At 70.5% G+C, this 20,166-nt stretch carries 21 protein-coding genes; 16 read left to right on the top strand and 5 right to left on the bottom strand.

What is annotated here, in order from left to right; all coding sequences use genetic code 11:
- The first annotated feature begins 1 nt into the window (after position 1).
- The 10 genes from LDL49_RS57220 (at position 2) to LDL49_RS28885 (ending at position 11,331) form a co-directional block, all read left to right on the top strand.
- The gene (locus LDL49_RS57220; RefSeq protein WP_263655635.1) at positions 2-1,021 is read left to right on the top strand and encodes a xanthine dehydrogenase family protein molybdopterin-binding subunit; all 1,020 of its coding nucleotides are present in this window, start codon (positions 2-4) and stop codon (positions 1,019-1,021) included.
- Complete coding sequence (locus tag LDL49_RS28925; protein WP_225295367.1) at positions 1,015-1,317, top strand: EthD family reductase; 303 nt, start codon at positions 1,015-1,017, stop codon at positions 1,315-1,317. The genes LDL49_RS57220 and LDL49_RS28925 overlap by 7 nt, the downstream gene beginning before the upstream one ends.
- Positions 1,314-2,177: an AAA family ATPase gene (locus LDL49_RS28920; RefSeq protein WP_225295365.1), complete on the top strand. Its 864-nt coding sequence runs from the start codon at positions 1,314-1,316 to the stop codon at positions 2,175-2,177. The genes LDL49_RS28925 and LDL49_RS28920 overlap by 4 nt, the downstream gene beginning before the upstream one ends.
- Positions 2,170-3,339: a VWA domain-containing protein gene (locus LDL49_RS28915; RefSeq protein ID WP_225295363.1), complete on the top strand. Its 1,170-nt coding sequence runs from the start codon at positions 2,170-2,172 to the stop codon at positions 3,337-3,339. The genes LDL49_RS28920 and LDL49_RS28915 overlap by 8 nt, the downstream gene beginning before the upstream one ends.
- Before the next feature lie 3 nt (positions 3,340-3,342).
- Positions 3,343-4,230: an amidohydrolase family protein gene (locus tag LDL49_RS28910; RefSeq protein WP_225295361.1), complete on the top strand. Its 888-nt coding sequence runs from the start codon at positions 3,343-3,345 to the stop codon at positions 4,228-4,230.
- 144 nt (positions 4,231-4,374) lie between these two features.
- Complete coding sequence (locus LDL49_RS59305) at positions 4,375-6,006, top strand: serine/threonine protein kinase (protein WP_372470450.1); 1,632 nt, start codon at positions 4,375-4,377, stop codon at positions 6,004-6,006.
- A 111-nt stretch (positions 6,007-6,117) separates the two neighbouring features.
- Entirely contained in the window at positions 6,118-7,956 is a 1,839-nt protein-coding gene (locus LDL49_RS28900) for a glycoside hydrolase family 97 protein (protein WP_225295358.1), read from the top strand.
- 190 nt (positions 7,957-8,146) lie between these two features.
- Positions 8,147-9,478 (top strand): BNR-4 repeat-containing protein, encoded by a 1,332-nt coding sequence (locus LDL49_RS28895; protein ID WP_225295357.1) that lies wholly within the window; start codon positions 8,147-8,149, stop codon positions 9,476-9,478.
- 140 nt (positions 9,479-9,618) lie between these two features.
- The gene (locus LDL49_RS28890; protein ID WP_225295355.1) at positions 9,619-10,518 is read left to right on the top strand and encodes a CHRD domain-containing protein; all 900 of its coding nucleotides are present in this window, start codon (positions 9,619-9,621) and stop codon (positions 10,516-10,518) included.
- Between the two features lie 153 nt (positions 10,519-10,671).
- On the top strand, positions 10,672-11,331 hold the full coding sequence (locus LDL49_RS28885) for a HupE/UreJ family protein (RefSeq protein ID WP_225295353.1): 660 nt from the start codon (positions 10,672-10,674) through the stop codon (positions 11,329-11,331).
- Positions 11,332-11,354: 23 nt separating this feature from the next.
- Here LDL49_RS28885 and LDL49_RS28880 read toward each other — a convergent pair whose 3' ends face one another.
- Both LDL49_RS28880 and LDL49_RS28875 read right to left on the bottom strand, forming a co-directional pair.
- Entirely contained in the window at positions 11,355-12,266 is a 912-nt protein-coding gene (locus tag LDL49_RS28880; RefSeq protein ID WP_225295351.1) for a LysR family transcriptional regulator, read from the bottom strand.
- 62 nt (positions 12,267-12,328) lie between these two features.
- Positions 12,329-12,901: a MauE/DoxX family redox-associated membrane protein gene (locus LDL49_RS28875; RefSeq protein WP_225295349.1), complete on the bottom strand. Its 573-nt coding sequence runs from the start codon at positions 12,899-12,901 to the stop codon at positions 12,329-12,331.
- Between the two features lie 161 nt (positions 12,902-13,062).
- On the opposite strand from LDL49_RS28875, the gene LDL49_RS28870 reads away from it, so the two are divergent.
- From LDL49_RS28870 to LDL49_RS28850, 5 genes are all read left to right on the top strand, one after another.
- Positions 13,063-13,203 carry a hypothetical protein gene (locus LDL49_RS28870; RefSeq protein WP_225295347.1) on the top strand — a complete coding sequence of 47 codons (141 nt, stop codon included), beginning with the start codon at positions 13,063-13,065 and terminating at the stop codon, positions 13,201-13,203.
- The gene (locus tag LDL49_RS28865; RefSeq protein WP_225295345.1) at positions 13,188-13,781 is read left to right on the top strand and encodes an ATP-binding cassette domain-containing protein; all 594 of its coding nucleotides are present in this window, start codon (positions 13,188-13,190) and stop codon (positions 13,779-13,781) included. The genes LDL49_RS28870 and LDL49_RS28865 overlap by 16 nt, the downstream gene beginning before the upstream one ends.
- Complete coding sequence (locus LDL49_RS28860) at positions 13,778-14,125, top strand: S26 family signal peptidase (RefSeq protein ID WP_225295343.1); 348 nt, start codon at positions 13,778-13,780, stop codon at positions 14,123-14,125. The genes LDL49_RS28865 and LDL49_RS28860 overlap by 4 nt, the downstream gene beginning before the upstream one ends.
- Positions 14,126-14,358: 233 nt before the next feature.
- Positions 14,359-15,183 carry a hypothetical protein gene (locus tag LDL49_RS28855; protein ID WP_225295341.1) on the top strand — a complete coding sequence of 275 codons (825 nt, stop codon included), beginning with the start codon at positions 14,359-14,361 and terminating at the stop codon, positions 15,181-15,183.
- A gap of 155 nt (positions 15,184-15,338) precedes the next feature.
- The gene (locus LDL49_RS28850) at positions 15,339-16,289 is read left to right on the top strand and encodes a slipin family protein (RefSeq protein ID WP_225295340.1); all 951 of its coding nucleotides are present in this window, start codon (positions 15,339-15,341) and stop codon (positions 16,287-16,289) included.
- Positions 16,290-16,337: 48 nt separating this feature from the next.
- Here the strand turns inward: LDL49_RS28850 and LDL49_RS57215 are convergent, their stop codons facing one another.
- The 3 genes from LDL49_RS57215 to LDL49_RS28840 form a co-directional block, all read right to left on the bottom strand.
- Positions 16,338-16,460: a hypothetical protein gene (locus tag LDL49_RS57215; protein ID WP_263655634.1), complete on the bottom strand. Its 123-nt coding sequence runs from the start codon at positions 16,458-16,460 to the stop codon at positions 16,338-16,340.
- A 130-nt stretch (positions 16,461-16,590) separates the two neighbouring features.
- Positions 16,591-18,207, bottom strand: a complete 1,617-nt coding sequence (locus LDL49_RS28845; protein WP_225295338.1) for a phospholipase A2 — start codon at positions 18,205-18,207, stop codon at positions 16,591-16,593.
- A 294-nt stretch (positions 18,208-18,501) separates the two neighbouring features.
- Positions 18,502-19,500, bottom strand: coding sequence for an endonuclease/exonuclease/phosphatase family protein (locus LDL49_RS28840; RefSeq protein ID WP_225295637.1), 999 nt, complete (start codon positions 19,498-19,500; stop codon positions 18,502-18,504).
- A 237-nt stretch (positions 19,501-19,737) separates the two neighbouring features.
- Between LDL49_RS28840 and LDL49_RS28835 the strand changes: the two genes are divergently transcribed.
- The gene (locus LDL49_RS28835) at positions 19,738-20,148 is read left to right on the top strand and encodes a DUF6069 family protein (RefSeq protein ID WP_225295336.1); all 411 of its coding nucleotides are present in this window, start codon (positions 19,738-19,740) and stop codon (positions 20,146-20,148) included.
- Positions 20,149-20,166: the final 18 nt, after the last annotated feature.

Below are 20,166 nucleotides of genomic sequence, written 5' to 3'. Positions count from 1 at the left end.
GATGGCGCTGCTGCGCGGGCGCGGATACGCGTCGGTCAACTACCCGACCGGCATGAACCTGGGCGGCGACCCCTCGCAGGCGCTGATCCACGCCACCACCACGGGCACGTTCGTGATCTCGCTGTCCTCGGTGGACCTGGGCCAGGGCATCAAGACGATCGCCGCCCAGTGCGCCGCGGAGACGCTCGGCCTGCCGATCGCGAACGTGCTCGTCGACACCGCCGACACCGACACCGGCCCGCACTGCATGGGTACCTTCGCCAGCCGCGGCACCCACCGCGTCGGCAACGCCGTCATCATGGCCGCCGCCGAGGCGCGCGGCGTGATGCTGGAGGTGGCCGCCGAGGAGCTGGAGGTGGACGCCGCCGACCTGGAGACCGACGGCACCGGCTTCATCCGGCTCAAGGGCGCGGAGGAGAAGCGCATCCACATCACCGACCTGGCGCTGGCCGCGCACTTCAAGCACGGGCGGACGATCTCCGGTCGCGGCATCTACCTCAAGGAGCCGAGCGCGCCGGTGCCCGAGACGGGGGAGATGGACCCCGACTCCTGCCAGGCGCACGCGTGTACGGCCGCCGTCGTCGAGGTCGACGACGAGACCGGGGTGGTGGAGGTGCTGGAGCTGTACAACGCGTACGAGATCGGCCGGGCGCTCAACCCGGCCATGGCGACGCAGCAGGTGGAGGGCGGGGCCTGGATGGGCGTGTCGCACGCCCTGTTCGAGACCACCGAGCCCTACTACCCGTCGCGCGAGCACGGGCCGCGCGACTTCGCCGGGTACCTGATGCCCGGCCCCGCCGACATTCCCGTACAGCACAGCCTGTTCCTTGAGCGCCCGGCCGGAAACGGGCCGTACGGCGCGAAGGGGATCGGCGAGATGACGGCGAACGCCCCGATCCCGGCCATCGCCAACGCGATCTTCGACGCCTGCGGCGTGCGCCTGGAGTCGATGCCGTTCACCCCCGAACGCGTCCTGCGCGGGCTCGACGCCCTGCGCCTGAAAGTGGAGGAACCATGCTGAAAGTAGTCTCCCTGCTCAAGCGGGCCGAGGGCCTGTCCCACGAGGAGTTCGCCAAGTGGGTGGTGGAGGACCACGTCGAGTTCGCCAAAAGGCTGCCCGGCCTGCGCAAGTACACGGTCAGCGTCACCACCGGCGACGGCGGGGCGTACGACTCGGTGAACGAGCTGTACTTCGACGACGAGGACGCCCGCGCCGCCGCGTTCGGCTCCGAGGACGGCAAGGCCGCCGCGGCCGACGCCGCCGCGCACACCTCCCAGCGCGTCCACCTGCTGACCACCGAGCACGCCCAGTTGTGACCCTCTGGCGCGAGGGCGAACTGGCCGCCGCGCTGGAGGGCGCGGGCTACTTCGCCGACGAGGGGCTGTGCACGGCCATCCACCTGGCGTTGCGGCTGGGCCGGCCGCTGCTGCTGGAGGGCGAGCCGGGCGTCGGCAAGACCGAGGTCGCCGCGGTGCTCTCGCGTGTCACCGGCCTGGACCTGATCCGGCTGCAGTGCTTCGAGGGGCTGGACTCCGGCCAGGCGCTGTACGAGTGGGACTATCCCAAGCAGCTCCTCCAGGTCCGGGTGGCCGAGAGCCGGGGCCAGGACGTCGGTGATCTGTACCGCGAGGAGTTCCTGCTGCGCCGGCCGCTGCTGCGCGCCGTACAGGCCGAGCGGGGCGCGGTGCTGCTGATCGACGAGATCGACCGGGCCGACAGCGAGTTCGAGGCGTTCCTGCTGGAGTTCCTGGGCGACTTCCAGATCACGATCCCGGAGCTGGGCACGGTACGGGCGCGCACGCCGCCGATCGTGGTGCTGACCTCCAACCGCACGCGCGAGCTGCACGACGCGCTCAAGCGGCGCTGCCTCTACCACTGGATCGCCTTTCCCGAGCCGGACCGCGAGCGGGCGATCCTGCGCGCGGCCGTTCCCGGGCTGGAGGAGCGGGCGGCGGAGGGGCTCGTACGGGCGGTGCAGCGTGTACGCCGGCTGCCGCTGCTCAAGCGGCCCGGCATCGCCGAGTCGGTGGAGTGGGCGCGCGGCGCGCGGGCGCTGGCCGAGGGCGGCAGCCCGTGGCCAGTGGCGCTGCGCCGGGCACTCGGCCTGCTGATCAAGGACGAGGAGGACACCCGGCTCCTCCTCGCGCACGCGGAGGAGGTGTTCGACGATGCCTGACCTGACCCCCGCCGCGGACCATCTCTGGGGGTTTCTCACCGCGTTGCGCAGCGTGGGCGTGCCCGCCGCGCCGACCAAGCGCGCGGACCTGCTGTGGGCGATCGCCGAGTCCCCGCCGCCCGACCTGACCACGCTGTACTGGTACGCCCGGATCACCCTGCTCCAGAACGTGGACGACCTGCCCGCCTTCGACCGGGTCTTCGACGCCTGGTTCCGGCAGGGGGGACCTGGCGGGGAAGACCCGCCGCCCGAAGGCGACGAGGGCGGCGCGCCGTCCCCCGGTGGACCCGGCGAGGACGACCCGCCACGTGAGGTACGGCCGGGCGACGGCATCGAGGCCAGCACCCTGAGCACCTACGGCACCCGCGAGTTCGGCCGGACCGGCGAGGGGCGGCACGCGCTCATGCGCACGCTCGAAGCCGCCTGGCCCGCCGTCCTCCCCGCCACGCCGTCACGGCGACGCCGCCCGGCCCGGTCAGGGGACCGGCTGGACGTGCGGCACGCGTGGCGGCGCGCCCATCGCCACGACGGGGAGATCATCGAGCTGCGCCGCCTCGCCCGCCCGCCGCGTCCGCGCCGCCTGCTGATCCTGGTCGACGTCTCCGGCTCGCTGCGGCTGCACACCCCGGACCTGCTCCGCGTCGCGCACACCGCGCTGCGCGCGGCGCCGGCCCGTACGGAGGTGTTCACCTTCGGCACCCGGCTCACCCGGATCACCGCCGCGCTGTCGCACCCGCATGCCGATCAGGCGCTGCGGGCCGTGTCGGGGCTGGTCACGGACGCGGACGGCGGGACGGCGATCGGCGCGGCGCTGGCGCGGTTCCTGGGCAACCCACGCTTCGCGGCGCTCGCCCGCGGCGCGCTCGTGATCGTGCTGTCCGACGGGCTCGAACGCGGCGACTGCGCCCCCATGGTGCGCGCCACGGCCCGCCTGTCGCGGCTCGGCCACCGGCTCGTCTGGTGGTCCCCGCTGGCCTGCTCGCCGACCTACCGCCCCGCCACGCGCGCCATGGCCGCCCAGCTCCCGAGCCTGGACCACCTCGGCGGCGTACGCGATCCGCCCACCGCATTGGAGGAGGTACGCCGCCTCCCCGCCGTCCTGTCCGGCCCCCGCCACACCGCGGCGCGACGCTGGTCCACCCCACCACCCTTGGGAGCTTGAGTTTTGGACGGAATCGTGGACGCGCACCATCACATCTGGCGGGCCGCCGATCTGCCCTGGCTCCAGGGGGAGATGGTGCCGCGCATCTTCGGCCCGTACGAGCCGATCCGCCGCGACTACCCCGCCTCCGAGTACGTCGGGGAGGCCACCGCCTGCGGCATCACCTCGGCGGTCTACGTCCAGGCCAACTGGCCGCTCGACCGCTCCGTGGACGAGGTGCGGTGGCTGCGCGACGTACACGCCGAGACCGGCTGGCCCACCGCCGTGGTGGGTTCCGCCGACCTGTTCGACGAGGGCGCGGCCGACGTGCTGCGGCGACAGGCGGCCGTCACCCCGCTCGTCCGCGGCACCCGGTTGCAGCTGCACTGGCACGAGCGGCCGGAGTTCCGCTTCGCCGCCGCTCCCGACCGCATGAAGGACCCCGTCTTCCGGCGCAACATCGGCGCGCTCGCCGACCTGGGGTGGCTGTTCGAGCTGCAGGTGTTCCCCGCCCAGATGGCCGACGCCGCGTCCCTTGTGTCCGGCTTCCCGGATGTGACGTTCGTGCTGGTCCACGCAGGAATGCCGGTGGGCGCCGAGCCGCCCGCCGTCGCGGAGTGGACCCGCGGTCTGAGGCTGCTGGCCGATCAACCCAACGTCGTGGTGAAGCTCACCGGCCAGGGCACCTTCGTGCACCGGGTGGACCGGTCGTTGATCGAGCGGGTGGCGGCCACGTGCCTGGAGCTGTTCGGCTCCCGTCGCTGCATGTGGGGCAGCAACTTCCCGATCGAGAAGCTGTGGACCGACCTGCCCACTCTGCTGTCTACCTGGCAGGACGTGCTCTCGGGCCGATCCGCCGAGGAGATCAGGGACGTGTTCGCCGCGACGGCCACCCGGGTCTACCGCCTCTGACGGCTCCGTGACGCGCCGCCCGCGACCCCGCGCCCGCGTGCACCTGGGCCTGCGGTGGAGATCGCGTAACGTGCCTGAAAATCGGGATCTATCCCGTTAAGGTGCGTGGGGTCCGTTCCGGCCGTCACAGGAGTCACCCCACTCATGCCGAATGCCGAACCGCTGCGCCCCGGAGACCCCGAGACGATCGCGGCCTACCGGATCCTCGGGCGTCTCGGCGAGGGCGGTCAGGGCATCGTCTACCTCGGCCAGGCCCCGGACGGGCGGCCGGTGGCCGTCAAGGTGCTGCGGCAGTCCGTCGGCGGCGACGACCGCTTCGCCAAGGAGATCGACGCGGCCCGGCGCGTGGAGCCGTTCTGCGTCGCCCAGGTGCTCGACGCGTCGATGGGCGGGCGTCCGTACATCGTCAGCGAGTACGTCGACGGCCCCTCCCTGCAGCAGGCGGGCCGCCACAGCGGCGGCGACCTGCAGCGCCTGGCCGTCAGCACGGCCACCGCGCTGACCGCCATCCACCAGGCGGGCATCGTGCACCGCGACTTCAAGCCCGCCAACGTGCTGCTCGGACGGGACGGGCCGCGCGTCGTCGACTTCGGCCTCGCCCGCGTCGCCGACTCCGCCGTCACCGTCACCAGCAGCGTCGTCGGGACGCCCGCGTACATGGCCCCCGAGCAGCTCGCGGGCGCGTACGTCGGCCCGGCGGCGGACGTCTTCGCCTGGGCTTCCGTCATGGTGTACGCGGCGACGGGCACGCCGCCGTCCGGCGAGGATTCGCTGCCCGCGGTCATCAACCGCATCCTGAACCAGGAGCCGTTCCTGGGCGACCTGCCGGAGCCACTGCGCTCGGTCGTGTACACCTGCCTGGCCAAGGACCCGAGCGCCCGCCCACGGATGCAGGACGTTCTGCTGCGCCTGATCGGCGGGGCCAACAGCGGCGGAAACCAGCACATGCCGCCAGCGGGTCAGCACACCCCGCCCGGCTTTGGGCACACTCCGCCTGGCCCCGGGTACGCCCCGCCCGGCCCTGGGCACGCCCCCGCAGGTGGTGGTCAGCGTCCCGCGCGGCCGCGCCGCCGTTTCCCGCTGGTCGCGGGCGTCTCCGGAGCGGTCGCCGTGTGCTTGGCGGCCGGCGTCGTCGTCTGGAAAGGCCCGCTGAACGGCGGCGCCGCGCTGTCGGCCCTGGCCGCGAACTCCAGCGAGCCGTCCCCCTCCGCCACCACGACCAAGCACAAGAAGACCGCCGCGCCCAAGAAGACGCGGACCGCACCGATCACCCCCAAGGCCACGCACTCGCGCTCCACCCCCGAGCCGACGCCCGTCCGCCCCACCCCCAAGAACACCCCCAAGAACACGCCGAAGCCCACGAACACGCCAAGAGACACACCGAAGCCCACGAACACGGCGACGAAGAAACCGGTGACAACGCGACCGTCGCCCACCGCGAGCAAGAAGACCAAGGCCGCCTCCTTCAGCCTCGCCTATGTGCGGGTCGCCGGGCGGTCGAAGATCAACGACGCGGGTGTCACCTGCTACTCGGGCTCGTTGAGCTTCGGCGTCGGCATTGACTCCTCCGAGATGGGAGCCCCGTTCTCCTATCAGTGGCTCGTGGACGGCCAGGTGATAGAGAGCGGCTCCAGGCGGATCCCGTCCTACGGCCGAAGCGACTACTTCGGCTCGAAGAAGCTGATCACTCCCGAGCTCGGGTCCCAGCACACGGTCGTCTTCCAGCTCACCTCGCCGACACAGCGCGCCAAGTCGACCTCGTGGACCATGTGTTGACCCAGGGCCCCAAAGGCCCCCATGGCCCCGACGGCTGGACAATTCAATTCTTGAGGAAGTTAATTACCAGTACAATCGGTTGCACACCCCAGCCCTCTCGGGAGGCACCAGTTGCACTGGGTCATCACCGGCACCCTGCTCGCCGGCTTGCTCACCGCTCCCACCACCACCCCCACCGACACCTGGACCGTCAAGGCCCCCACAGGCGGGCCCGTCGCCACCGTCCACCTCGACCCGCAGGGCCGCCCGTCCGTGGCCGTGTCGCGGGACGGCGCGACCGTGCTCGACCCCAGCCCGCTCGGCCTCACCACCGAACAGGCCGACCTCACCACCGGCCTGACACTGACCGGCCGCTCCGGCCGCGTGGTCGTCGAGAAGTACACCACCACGGCCGGCAAGCGCCTCAAGCGCCTGTCCGTGATGAACGAGACCCGCTTCCGCTTCACCCGCGGCAATTCCAGACTCGACCTGGTCGTCAGGGCCGCCCGCGACGGCGTCGCCTACCGCTACGAGCTGCCCGGCGCGGGCGCCGTCCTCAGCGAGGCGTCGGCGTTCGCCGTCCCCGCCGGGGCCACCGCCTGGCTGGCCGGATATCGCCGCGACTACGAGAACCCGTTCATCCAGTACGCCGACGTCCCCCCGGCCGAATACCAGATGCCCGCCCTGTTCGGGGTCGGCCGCAACCACCTCCTGCTGGCCGAGTCGGCGCTGAACGGCTCCTACACCGGCCCCCGCCTGGTCCGTGACCAGGGCGTCTACAAGATCGGCCTCTGGGACGCGCGCGTCCCCTACGACCACGGCCTGACCACGCCCTGGCGGGTCATGGTCACGGGCGACCTCGCGACCGTCACCGAGTCCACCCTCGTCGACGACCTCGCGCCCGGATCCCAGGTCGCCGACACCTCGTGGATCAAGCCGGGCAAGGTGCTGTGGAGCTGGCTGGCGGGTGGCCGGAGCGTGCAGCAGAGCCTTGAGCGCCAGAAGGAGTTCGTCGACTACGCCGCGCAGCACCGCTGGCCGTACGTGCTGGTGGACGCCGGCTGGTACGACGATCCGGTCACCGGCGAGCGGGCCTGGACGGATCGGACGGCCGAGTTCACCTGGATACCCGAGCTCGTCGAGTACGGCAAGGCCCGCGGAGTCGGCATCATGACTTGGCTGCGATTCTCCGACTTCGACACCCACGACAAGCGCGTCCAGCGCTTCGGGCTGCTGCGTCAATGGGGTGTCAAGGGTGTCAAGCTGGACTTCATCGACTCCGAGGCGCAGGAGCGGCTGCAGTGGTACGACGGGACGCTGCGCGACCTGGCCGACAACCAGCTCATGGTCAACTTCCACGGCTCGACCGTGCCCAAGGGGATCAACCGCACGTGGCCCCAGGTGATGACCATGGAAGGGGTGCACGGCGCGGAGAAGTCGTCGAACCTGACCACGAGCCACCTGGCCGCCCTGCCGTACACCAGGAACGAGATCGGCTCGATGGACTACACGCCGATGGCCTTCCAGCGTCCCGGCCGGCCCACCTCCGACGCGCACGAGCTGGCGCTGTCGGTGGTGTTCGAGTCGGGGCTGGAGAACCTGGCCGGGTCGCTGGAGGCCTACCGGGCGCGGCCCGAGGCCGAGCGCTTCCTCGACCAGGTGCCCACGGTGTGGGACGAGACGCGGCTGCTGTCCGGGAAGCCGGCCGACCACACGGTGATGGCCCGGCGCAGCGGCGACCGCTGGTTCATCGGCGCCGGAGTCTCCGGGGCGGCCCGGACGCTGCAGGTGCCGACGGCCTTCCTCCGAGGGCGGTGGCTGGTCGAGGTGACCGGGGACGGCGCCGACGGGCTCGTCCGTGAGACGCACGTGGTGCAGGGCGCCCCGCTGCCGGTGGAGGTCAAGGCGGAGGGCGGATTCGCCGCCATCGCCTGCCGCTGGCGCCCCGGTCTGACGACCTGCGCTCGCTGAGGTGACAGCGGTCAGGGACGCGGGCACCCAGTCCCGCGTCCCTGGCTGGCCATGAGAACGCTTCGTAGCCCGGCAAGCGGTTGTAGAAGCCGGGAACTCGGATCTTTACAGAGCCTTGACCGTACTCCACGCCAGAAATACCGTCATTGGTGCCCAACACCTCCGATCTCTGCACGATGAGAGGCACCCTATGGATCGGCGAGACCTGCTGAAGGCCGGGGGCGTCCTGGCCGGGAGCGCGCTGATGGCCGGCGGCTTACCCGGACCGGCGTCGGCGGCACGGGCGGTGAACTTCCGGGTGATGACGGCCGCGACCGGGGTGGCGGCGAGGACCGACCGGCGGCCCGTCGCGGGGGGAGTCCACGATCCGAAGGCGGGGACGACGTTCATCTCCTGGGGCGGGACGAACGAGGACAGCTACGTCCAGGCGTTCCGCCACGGCCGCTGGTCGGCACCGCTGAAGATCATCGACGGGCGTGGCGACTCCCACAACTACCCGACCATGGTGCAGGCGGACGACGGGCATCTCGTGGTGGTCGTCGGGATGCACAACGGCGAGACCGTGATCGCCAGGTCCCCGCAGCCGCACACCATCGACGGCGAGTGGAGCCCCCGGGTCGTCGCGGAGGGCGCGGCGGCCAGCTATCCGATGCCGTTCAAGGCGGCCAACGGGCACCTGTTCGTGTTCTTCCGGGAGACCACCCGGACCGTGGATCCGAGCGCGCCGACGGACAACCGGCCGATGCTGTTCATGAGGTCCACCGACCACGGGGTCACGTGGCAGAGCTCCAAGCAGCTCACTGGCCTGCCGTACGTGCTCGGCTCGACCGACAGGGCGGACAACCTCAACGAGATCTACGTCGGGCAGTTGCGGCACCAGCGCCGGCCCGAGCGCGTGCACCTGGCGTGGACGCTGGCCGGCGGCGGTCCTGGCCAGCACCGGCACGACTACTACCACCAGGACATCCACTACGCCTGGTTCGACCCCGACGCGCTGACCTTCCACGCCGCCGACGGCACCGACCTCGGGCCGCAGCTCACCAACGACGAGATCGAGGGGCCCTGCAAGGTGGTGGTGACGCCTCTTGAGCGCCCGGCCGACGTCGTCTCGCCCGACTACATCCAGCTGGTCGGCTGGCTGCGGAACGGGCGGCCGTTCGTCGTCTGGTTCACCAGGGACGCCGCCCTCGGATTCCACGACTTCGCCTCGGTGTGGACGCCGCGCGGCTGGCAGACCAGCGAGGTGGCCACCGGGCTGCGGACCAGGGAGATGGAGCAGATCGGGCCGGACACGTGGCGGGTCTACACCACGGTCGATGGACAGCCCGGCATCGCGACCTACCGGCTGGAGAACGGCCGGCGGTGGGCGGCGGAGACCGCGATCCCCACCCCCAAGCCGGTCCAGCGGGTCGAGCTCATCACCTGCTTCCGCGACCCGGCCAGGATCCTGGCCACTGGAGCGTCGAGCGCCCGCGAGGTCACCGTGGCCGACGGCGACGTCTACGTGACAGGCCTGGCCTGACAAGCGGGCGAGGCTCGGCGTCATGTTTCCTGAGGTCAGTGCCCCTGCGCCACATGTCGCCGAAAATGCTCATTTATCCGCAGTTGAACCCCACAAGGGAGGCAGCCGTACCAGGCCGAGAGAGAACGGAAAGGGTAATCATGAACAGGCGCACCCTCATTGTCCCCGGCTTGGCTGCCTCCCTCGTACTGATCGCCACTTCGCTCAACCCGATTTCCGCACAAGCGACCACCCCCATTTACCTGGCCGCGTCGCTCAAGGGCGCGAACGAAGTGCCCGCCCAGGGCATGAAGGTAGGTGACGTGGACGGGAGCGCGCTCGCCGTGTTCCGGATCCATGGCAACCGGGTCGACTACGCCGTGCGGTGGAGCAAAGTAGACGCCCCCAGCGGGTTCCACATCCACCGTGGCGAGGCGGGTGAGAACGGTGATGTCAGGGTCCCGTTCTTCGGTGAGGCGCTGCCCGCCACCTTCCACGCTGTCAAGGGCACGGTCCAGGTGCAGGACGGCGCGCTGCTCAGCCGCATCGTCAGCCACCCCGGCAAGTGGTACGCCAACCTGCACAACGCCGAGTTCGGCGGCGGCGCCGTACGGGCTCAGCTGTACCGGATCCGCCCGGTGGAGCTGGAGTCGGTGCTGGCGCACGGGTTCGGCGCCACGCTCACCACGCGGGCCGACGGGCACCAGGAGATACCGGCACCCGGCATGAAGGTCGGCGACCGCGACGGGCGCGCCGGGTGGCTGGTGCAGCCGGAGGGCAACCGGGTGTGGTTCGCCGCCGCGTGGGCGGGGGTCGGGCCACCGGTCGGCGCGCACATCCACCGCGCCCCGAAGGGCAAGAACGGGCCGGTGGTCGTGCCCTTCTTCGCCGCCGAGAAGGGCCTGCCCGCCAGCGTCAACGGCATCGCCGGCAGCACGACCACCTCCACCGCGGTGGCCCGCCGCATCTGGAAGAAGCCGAAGAACTGGTACGCGAACCTGCACACCGCCGCGTTCCCGGGCGGCGCGGTACGCGGCCAGCTCTACAAGGGCGACTGGTAAGCCGCCCCGCCCCTGCAAGGCAAGGCTCACGCGCCGTCCGAGCACGGCGCGTGAGCCTTTTAGAAGCGGGTGATCGACCAGGTCATGGCCGACGGCGGTGGCAGCGAGCACGCACGGCCCACGTGGGAGTGCCCGCCTGGGCGCGAGGGTGCCTTGATCTTTCGTCTGGAGCGCAAAAGCGCCCGTCAGCGTGCCAGCCGCGGCAAAGGCGGCCCGGTCTCCAACCGGGAACGCCGCACCTACGACCAGATCGCCCGGCTCCGCGCGACAGCCAAGCGCCGAGCCGTCGACTGGCAGCATCAGAACACGACCCGCCTCGCGCGGCGGTTCAGCGCGATCGTGGTCGAAGACCTGACCATCACCCACATGATGGCCTCGGCGTCCGGGACCATGCGGGAGCCGGGGCGGGGCGTCGCTCAGAAGCGGGGCCTGAACCGCTCGATCGCGGGTCAGGCGTGGGGCCTCGCGGGCTCGATCATCGTCGTGGCCCTCGCCAACCTCCTGGGCCGCGGCGAAGACTGGCTGGGCAGGTGGCGGCTGCCCATCGTGTTCGCCTTCGGCCTGGTGCACGGGCTCGGCTTCGCGGGCGCGCTGGACATCGACCAGAGCGGATCGTGGGAACTGCTCCTGTCGCTGCTGAGCTTCAACCTGGGCATCGAGGCCGCGCAGCTCGCGATCATCGTGGTGCTCTTCCCGCTGCTGGTGCTGCTGCGCCGCACGCCTGCCGCCCGCTGGGGGGTGGTCGCGCTGTCGGTCCCCATCGTGGCGGTCAGCCTGTACTGGTTCGTCGATCGCATCCCCCTGCCCCTCTGAGCGGAAAGGCCAGGTCGGGGCGATCAGAGGATGGTGAGCGGGTCGGCGGCGCGCTCGCGCAGGGCGGTGATGACGCTCGCGAGCGGGCCGCCGCGGTCCGTCGCGCCCGCGGGCCAGGCCACGCCGAGCCGGAAGTGCAGGTCCGGGTCGTCCAGCGGCACGAGGGCGAGCCCGGACTCGGTCAGGACGCGGCCCGCGATCGTGTTGGGCGTTATCAGGGACAGAGCACGCGAGTGGGTGATGTGCGCGGCGATCTGTACGACGTCGCTGTGCGGCATCTCCCGGATCCGGGTGATCCCGCCCGCGCGCAGGTGGTCGCGCAGCCCCTTCATCACCAGCGGATGCACCTTGAACGAGGTGAGCAGCATCTGCCGGTCGGCCAGGTCGCCGAGCGTGAGCCGGTCACGCCCGGCGAGCGGGTCGTCGGCCCGCATGGCGACGGCGAAGCGGTATTCGGCCAGGGCCAGGCTGTCGAGGCCGGGGGCGTCCACGGGCAGGTGGACGACGGCGATGTCCAGCCGGTGCGCCGCCAGCAGGGCGAGCAGCCCCGCCGACGGCTCCAGGCTCACCGGCAGCTCGATCCCGGGACTCACCCGCTCGAACGTCTCCAGCACCAGGTCCAGGACCTGAGTCGGAGCAAGCGGCGTGGCCCCCACCCGCACCGTCGGGACGACGGCGACGGGCCCGGCCGCGAGGTCGGCCAGCGCGTCGAAGCGGGCCAGCACGTCGCGGGCCGGCTCCAGGAACGCCCGCCCGAAGGCGGTCAGCTCGACCTGGTGGTAGCCGCGGTCGAACAGGTCCTCGCCGAGCTCCTTCTCCAGCTCCCGGATGCGGCGGCTGAGCGGGGACGACGTCACGTGCAGCCGTTCGGCGGCGCGCCCGAAGTGGAGCTCCCCGGCCACGGCCACGAAGTAACGGAGCTGCTGGATGTCCATTCCGCTCAGGGTAGCGACGGCTCCCGGCGATCAGTCGGCCCGGGATCGTGTGCAGACGATGATCACGACGGTGCCAGCAACGAGGCGAGATCGTCCCATCGGGCGAACAGCAGCCCCAGAGTGGCGCCGAAGACGCCGACCACCACGCTGAGCGCCGGATCGAAGGAACCGCTCACCAGCGACCCCGCCAGCCCGAGCAGGGCGATCACGACGAGCACGACGTTGCGCACCACGTGCCCCGCGCCCAAGGGCGTCTGGGTGGGGCCGAAGCAGCGGCAGGCCACCGTGCTCCCCCGCCGCACGACCAGCGCGACGGCGACGGCCAGACACCCGAGCAGCCCGGCCGCGAGGACGAACGCCGCCGATCCGGCCCAGCGAAGGGGGACCGCGGCCAGCACGATGACCCCGCCCTCGGCCGCCACTGTGGCGACCGCCGCCGGCACCTTCGCGCCGCCGGCCACCCCCATCGCGCCGACCGACGCGACGAACTCGTCCCAGGCCCGGCGGCTGGAGACCTTGCCCACCAGCGCGAGCGTGAACATCGTGAGCAGCAGCAGTCTGCTCGCCACGTCGACGTACTGCATGATCACAAGGTAGCCACGGGCGAGCGGATCCAGCAAGAGGGGCTTCGTCACGCTCGGAGATCCACGAGCAGGGAGTAGACCGTCGTGCTGATTCGGTTGCTCGGACCCGTCGAGGTCGAGCGTTCGGGCCAGACCCGTCCCGTACGGCCGCCGCAGGTCGCGCTCGCACTCGCCGCGCCGTCGTCCAGCGGCTCGGCGGCTACCTGCTCGACGTGGACGAGTCCGCGGTGGACGTGTCGCGCTTCCGGAGCCTCGCCTATCAGGCGATGGCCGAGCCGGACCCGGCGCCGCTGCTGGGCGACGCGCTGGCGCTTTGGCGCGGCGACCCGCTGACCGTGTGGCGTACGAGCTGACCGCGACCGACAACATCGCGTTGGGCGACCCGGCCGCCACCGAGGACCGGACGCGGGTCGAACGGGCGGCACGGGACGCCGGCGTCCACGACACCGTCGCGGCGCTGCCGCAGGGCTATCGCACGCTCCTGAACCGTCAGTTCACCCCGGAAGAGGAAGGCGAGGAGGGGGCGGGCGTGCTGCTGTCGGGCGGGCAGTGGCAGCGGGTGGCGCTGGCGCGGGCGTTCCTGCGCCGCGACCGCGACCTGATGATCCTCGACGAGCCCAGCGCCGGGCTGGACCCCGAAGCCGAGTACGAGGTGCACAGTCAGCTCGCGAGCCTGCGGTCCGGGCGCACCAGCGTGGTGATCTCCCATCGCCTCGGCGCGGTCCGCGACGCCGACCTGATCGTGGTGCTGGCCGACGGCGACGTCGCCGAGGAGGGCACGCACGCCGCCTTGCTGGCGGACGGGGGCACATACGCGCGGCTGTTCACCCGGCAGGCCACCGGTTACCGGGACGAGGCCCACCCGGCCTATCGGGACGAGGCCCAGCCGACTTACCGGGACGAGGCACATCCGACGGGAGCGGCGCGTTGATCGGGGCGCTCGCCGGGGTCGCCGTGGTGCTCGCGGGAGTGGTGAGAGGGGCGCGCGCCGGAGCGGTGGAAGGATCGCGCGCTGGAGCTGTGGGAGGGTCGCTCGCGGACGAGACGGGCACGGGCTGGATCGTCAAGAGAGTCGCGGCCGTCCCGGGCGACCCGATACCGAGGGACACGGTGCCCGCGCTGCGGACCGCGCCCGGCACCCGCGTGCCCGCCGGCCACCTGGTCGTGCTGGGGGACAACGCGGACCGTTCGTACGACTCCCGCCGCTCCGGATATCTGACGACGGACCGCTTGCTCGGCGTGGTGCTCCGCAAGGTCGGTCAGCCGCTTCACTGATTCGCTATTGAATACCCGAAGAATAGGCCGGATATTTCTGGCCGAAAAGCAGGCGACCTTTCATTGTTTCACCATGGTGACAAAAAGCGGTCACCAGCCTTGTTAAGCCGGTCGCACGGGCGCACAGTCGAGGCACCGCCCACCGGAATGGAGCGCTATTTATGGACGGAACGGTCGCACCACATCGCCGCGCGAAAAACCTCGTACGACGTCTCTTATCCGCTGGCCTCGCCATGTTCGTCGTGGCCTTCCTCGTCGCGCCGCCCGCGCAGGCCCAGGTTCTGCCGACGCCGAATGCATTCGTGACGAACCTCGACCTGGAATGCTTCAAGACCACCGCGTACCAGCCGCCGCCCATCACGCTGAAGCTGCGGCACCTCAACCCCGTACTCGCCAATCAGCCGAACCTGAACGTCACGCTCGGACAGCGCGAGCAGCTGTGCGTCCCGGTGGCCAAGAACAACGTGATCCCGCCGCCGAGCGTCCTCGATTTCGTCAGGTTCGTCGACCTGTCGTGCTACCGGGTCACCGGCCCCCCGCTCAACCTGAGCCTGGCGCTGCGCCATCTCAACCCGGTGCTGCAGAACGTACCGGGCATCGGGGTCGTCCTGAACATGCCCCAGCATCTGTGCGTCCCGGTCTCCAAGAACGGCGTGGTGCCCTCGCCGGACGTCCTGCGGCTCATCTCCCACATCGACCTGCTGTGCTACGCCCACACCCCCAACCCGGCCATGAACGTCGGCCTTGTCCTCACCCAGCTCAACCCCGTGCTGACCAACCAGATCCCGCCGTCGGACGCCGGGGTCACCGCCGCCCGCCAGCTCTGCGTGCCGGTGCAGAAGTCCGGTGACGCCATCCCGGCGGACATCATGAACGTCGTGCGGTGGGTCGACCTGGAGAAGTTCGACATCATCTCCTCGGCCATCTCGCCGGTGCCGCTGACCCTGAAGCACCTCAACCCGGTGCTGGCGAACCTGCCGGCTGAGGACGTCAGGCTGACCGGCGCCGTGCAGCTGGCCGTACCGGTCTCCAAGAACGGAATGATTCCCCCGAACTGAGCCATCGATGACGCCCGAGGAGAGCGACGACCGCACGCCGTCACCCTCCTCGGGCGGAACCCGGCGCGCGGCTCGTGCCGTTGACCAGGACTTGACGCCTTCCTTGCCTGACAGGTGCGTCCCCGGATCTAGCCTTGAGCTGGAAGGGGCACGCCATGATCATCAATATCGTGCTCGGGCTGATCGTCCTGCTGACGGTCTGGCTGGCCGTCAGCGCCGTCAGGGTCGTCAATCAGGTGGAGCGCGGTGTGGTCTTCCGCTTCGGCAAGGCTCAGCGGGAGGTCCGCCCGCCAGGGATCACCCTCCTCATTCCGGTCGTGGATCGGATGAAGAAGGTGAACATACAGATTGTCACGATGCCGGTGCCCACCCAGGAGGGCATCACCCGTGACAACGTCTCCGTTCAGGTCGACGCCGTCGCATATTTCCGCGTCGTGGAGCCGCTGCGGGCGGCCATCGCGGTGCAGGACTATCTGTTCGCGATCGAGCAGGTGGCGCAGACTTCACTGCGTTCGATCATCGGCAAGAGCGATCTGGACGACCTGCTGTCCAACCGCGAGCAACTGAACAAGGGCCTGGCGCTGATGATCGACAGCCCGGCGCTCGGCTGGGGCATCCACATCGACCGCGTGGAGATCAAGGATGTCCATCTGCCCGAGGGCATGAAGCGATCCATCGCCCGCCAGGCCGAGGCCGAGCGGGAGCGCAGGGCCCGCGTGATCACCGCCGACGGAGAGTTCCAGGCCGCGCAGAAGCTCTCCGACGCCGCGGCCATCATGACCGACGCGCCTGGCGCACTCCAGCTGCGGCTGCTGCAGACGGTGGTGGAGGTGGCGGCCGAGAAGACCTCCACGCTGGTCATGCCGCTGCCCGTGGAGCTGCTGCGCTTCTTCGAGCGCTCCGCGAGAGGTGGGCCGGCCGCGGACACAGCCAATTCGCCGGAGCGGCAGACCGAAGAGCGGTCGGCCGTGGAAACCGCCGGTTCGCCGGAGCGGCAGACCGAAGAGCAACCGGCTGTGACGGACGCCGCCACGCCCGAGCTGGCTCCGCCAGGGCCCTCCTTCGAACGCTCCGCCGCGAAGAACGGGGTCTCGCGCGCCACATAGCCACATAGAAGAGGACGCAGGCGTTCGGGCGGGCTTACTCATCAAGGCTCAGGGCCGTTCGGGCGGAAATTGGGTGCGCAGGTCGGTCGGGAGGAACGCGGCGCGCAGGCCCGCCGGCGCGAGGCGTCCGCAGAACTCGGGTTCGGCGCTGTCCGCTTTCGGCGCATGCACGGGAAAACGCTGGGCGATACGGGACGTGGCGAGAGTGAGCTGACGCATCGCCGCCGTACGAAGGCCGGCCGGATGGCGAGCGGACGATCACGCCATCCGGCCGGCACGCTCAGCTGTGAGCGAGGCGAGGTCAGGTCTTGTCGGCGCCGTTCTTGGGGTTGCCGAGGCGCACCCCTTGGCGGTAGATGAAGGCCCATCTCCTGCAGGCGGGGCGGACGAGGACGAAGTAGGCGTTGCAGGTCCAGTTCCTGAGCGTGCTGTAGAAGACGTCGTCCACCTGGGACTTGCGGTACCTGTCGAGGTAGTACTTGTAGTGCTTGTAGGTGTTGCCGATCAGGCCGTACCCGTAGTCGTGCATGTCACAGGCGGGCCGGAAGTCGAAGCCGGTCGGGCGGTCGGGGGCGTTCGTGCAGTGGTCGAAGGTGATGCCGACGACATAACGCTTGCTGGGGAGCTTCTTCCACAGCGGCTTGTGCCAGCCGTTGTGCGCGACCCAGGCCGAGCAGCCGGCCCGCTGGTAGTACAGCCACTTCCAGGCGTCGTTGCAGTACGACGGGTACGCCTGGGGGTTGGATATGTCGCCGGGCAGGAAGTCGCCCGGGGACGGCGCGGTGGCGTTGGGGTCGTTGATCCCGCTCGCGCCCTGGAACGGGTCGCCGGCGGTCGGCTGCGCGGTGCCGGTGGCGGTCGCGGTGGGGGCGGCGGTGCCGTTGGAGAAGGCCAGCTGCCAGCTGCCGTCGGTGGGGGACTCGATGGAGGTCAGGCGGCCGAGCTGGTCGTAGCCGTAGGTGGCGGCGGGGGAGCTGCTCTGGCCGGGGTCGGCCACGGTGCGCAGCAGGCCGTTGGGGTCGTATCCGTAGCTGGCCACGGTCTGCGGGGCGGCCGAGCCGGAGGTGAGGGTGATGTCTTTGAGCCGGCCCGCGTAGTCGCCGAAGGAGGCGGCGGTGGCCGTGGTCGTGGCGGCGTAGTGGATGGTGAGGGTTTCCTCGGGGGTCTCGCCGCCGGCCGGTTCCTTGATGGTGCTGATGCGGCCCTGGGGGTCGTAGGTCACCGATGAGGTGCCGTAGGCGGTGTTGCCGGTGCTGGTCGCGCGCCAGGTGTCGGTGCCCTGCAGGCCGTTGATCTTGTTCCAGGTGTAGGTGAGGCTGAGGTCGGCGTTGCTCTGGGTGAAGGTGTCGTCGCCGGCTTCCGTGGCGCCCTTGTCCATCGCGATGGTCTCGGTGATGGAGGTGCGCATCGCACCGGCGGCGGCGTCCCACCGGGTCGTTTCGGTGATCTTGGAGCCGTCGGTGCTCTCGTATCGCTGGACGCCGCCACCGTCGGGGAAGGAGATGCTGCTCTTGAGGTCGTAGCGGGCGGTGGTGCCGCCGTCGAGTTCGGTGACGACGATGGCGCCGTTCTGGGTCTCCAGTTTCCGGTCGACCATCCCGCCGAGGAACTCCGCCGTCCAGCCGGGCCCGAACACCGCCATCTCAGGGCGGGAGGCCAGTGCCGACTGCGGCCGGGCCAGGTCACCGCCTCCGGTGGCCACGCCGTGCGAGCGGCCGATCGCCCCGGCCGGCACGTCGGTCTCGCTGATCTTGAAGGTGTCGGCGTCGGTGAAGTACAGCCCAGGACCGACCTGCTGAACGTTGTCCGGGTCCGCCTCATTCGTGGCGCTGGTGGTGGTGGCGACGGCGGACGCCGTCGGGGAGAGCAGGGGGAGTAGCACTGCCGCGACGGCGACGGTGAATGTTAATCGACGCAACCGGTCCTCCTCATTAAGCGAGCGAATTGATCCCCTGGACGGTAAATGATCGAAAGTCGCTCGACAAGGGCCTGGACAGATGTTTAAGCCGATGTTCAAATCACGTACGAAGCCACGTCTGGGAGACGATTTCACAAAAGCGTGCCGACGGTCGATTAATAGGCATTCACGCAGGTCGAACCGCCTGTGTGGTGGAAATGTGGTGGTTATATGGCGCCTTCACGGATAATTCTCTGCGGGTAATGTAAAAAGCCGCGCAGCCTCAGGTGGCTGTTTCAACAACGTGCAAGTTGTTCAACGCGATTCCTGCGGGTGGACCCGAAGGTCGGCGAAGAGTGCCCGGTGGTCAGATCCGGGAAGGTCGTACACGCGCACGTCGGCCGCCCCCGCACGGCTGTCCGTGAGCACGTGGTCGATGGTCACCAACGGCGGCATCCTGCGCACCGACCAGGTGGGCGCCAGGCCGTGCCCGGTGGCCGCCGCCGCGTCCGTATAGCCGGTGGCCAGCATGCGCCGGAACACGGCATGGTCCAACGTGGCGTTGAAGTCGCCCGCCAGGATCCGTGGCGCGCCGGTGGCCGCGGGCGCCGGCGGCAACGTGGCGACCCCGGCCTCCCACTCCGCCACCGTGGAGGGCACCGGCGCCACCGGATGCACGACCACGACCTCCACCGTCGGGCCGCCCGGCAGCGCCACCTCCGCCACGGGCATGTGGTGCCCGACCGGTTGGAACAGTCCCGTCCGCTCGCGCAAGGGATGACGTGCGTACAAGCCGCTGCCGTCCGCCCCCCACATCTCCGGCTCGACCACCTGGTACGGCAGCAGTTCCGCCAGCCCGGCCGCCTCCAGCCGAGCACGCTCCGGCCAGGTCAGCTCCTGGAGGCTGAGCACGTCCACGTTCAGTCTGCGTACCAGATCGACGACCGGCTGGGCTTCCGCGCGCCCGCCGTTGAGGTTCGCGGTGAGCACCCGCAACGGCCGCCCCGCGGCGGAGACCGTACCGCCGACCGCTCGCGGCACGACGCACGCGGCGAGGCAGACGCACACCGCGAGCATGATCGCGGTCGCGACCCTGTTCCGCGCGGTGATCACCACCCCCAGCGTGACCAGCGCCGCGACCGTGAAGTAGGGCGTCAAGGAGACCAGCGGCACCAGCAGGGCCCCGGCCTCCAGACCGCCCAGCCGCACTGCGGTTCCCACCGCGAACAGCACCGCGACCACGAGGGCCGGCCACGTTCCCCGCTGTCGTCGCGACGGCTGAGCCGCCGGCGTACCGCCGGCCGTCTTGTCCATGAGCACGGCCACGAACCTAGATGGCCATTCTGAAATTCAGATGATGATGGGGCGGCCCGTTCTTCCTCTCCATCGGCGGGGCGTCCTGCCACGGAGCCTGTGCCGCGACGTACCGGCGCGGTCGGGGCGGGTACATCTTCTGAATTATTTCGGGGGTGGTGTCGAATGGCGTCGAGCCCGTTCGTAGCCAAGGTGAGAGACCGGCAACGGCCGGTCGCCACTCACCGGAGGCCCACGATGTCCAGCATCACCACCACCGTCACCACCACCGCTCCCGTCAAGCCACTGATCACCGGCGGCCTGACCGCCGCGGCCGTCGCCGCCGTGGCGACCGCGGCCGTCGCGGCGGCGGGTGAGTTCGCCGGGATCAGCCTCGTGGTCGGCGGCGCGCCGATCCCGGCCTCCGGGTTCGCCGTGCTGACCGGCATCTTCTCCGTGGTGGGCCTGGCGCTGGCCCTGGTCCTCGCCCGGTGGGCGCGCCGTCCGCGCACGGCGTTCGTCCGGACCACGCTCGTGCTCACCGCGTTGTCACTGGTGCCGGACGTGCTCGCGGACGCCTCCGCGGCCACGAAGGTGCTGCTGATGTTGACGCACGTGGTCGCCGCCGCGATCGTGATTCCGGCCATTGCCCGCCGCCTGTCGGCCTGATCCTTTTCAAGGAGTTCG

The sequence above is a fragment of the Nonomuraea aurantiaca genome (assembly GCF_020215705.1).
Classification (GTDB): Bacteria; Actinomycetota; Actinomycetes; order Streptosporangiales; family Streptosporangiaceae; genus Nonomuraea; species Nonomuraea aurantiaca.
This window is presented reverse-complemented; position numbering and strand designations above follow the sequence as displayed.

What these genes read in the sequence shown, in the direction of transcription:
- LDL49_RS57220 (WP_263655635.1), top strand. Translation starts at nt 2, where the DNA reads ATGGCGCTGCTGCGCGGGCGCGGATACGCGTCGGTCAACTACCCGACC.
- LDL49_RS28925 (WP_225295367.1), top strand. Translation starts at nt 1,015, where the DNA reads ATGCTGAAAGTAGTCTCCCTGCTCAAGCGGGCCGAGGGCCTGTCCCAC.
- LDL49_RS28915 (WP_225295363.1), top strand. Translation starts at nt 2,170, where the DNA reads ATGCCTGACCTGACCCCCGCCGCGGACCATCTCTGGGGGTTTCTCACC.
- LDL49_RS59305 (WP_372470450.1), top strand. Translation starts at nt 4,375, where the DNA reads ATGCCGAATGCCGAACCGCTGCGCCCCGGAGACCCCGAGACGATCGCG.
- LDL49_RS28895 (WP_225295357.1), top strand. Translation starts at nt 8,147, where the DNA reads ATGGATCGGCGAGACCTGCTGAAGGCCGGGGGCGTCCTGGCCGGGAGC.
- LDL49_RS28890 (WP_225295355.1), top strand. Translation starts at nt 9,619, where the DNA reads ATGAACAGGCGCACCCTCATTGTCCCCGGCTTGGCTGCCTCCCTCGTA.
- LDL49_RS28880 (WP_225295351.1), bottom strand. Translation starts at nt 12,266, where the DNA reads ATGGACATCCAGCAGCTCCGTTACTTCGTGGCCGTGGCCGGGGAGCTC.
- LDL49_RS28855 (WP_225295341.1), top strand. Translation starts at nt 14,359, where the DNA reads ATGTTCGTCGTGGCCTTCCTCGTCGCGCCGCCCGCGCAGGCCCAGGTT.
- LDL49_RS28850 (WP_225295340.1), top strand. Translation starts at nt 15,339, where the DNA reads ATGATCATCAATATCGTGCTCGGGCTGATCGTCCTGCTGACGGTCTGG.
- LDL49_RS28840 (WP_225295637.1), bottom strand. Translation starts at nt 19,500, where the DNA reads ATGGACAAGACGGCCGGCGGTACGCCGGCGGCTCAGCCGTCGCGACGA.
- LDL49_RS28835 (WP_225295336.1), top strand. Translation starts at nt 19,738, where the DNA reads ATGTCCAGCATCACCACCACCGTCACCACCACCGCTCCCGTCAAGCCA.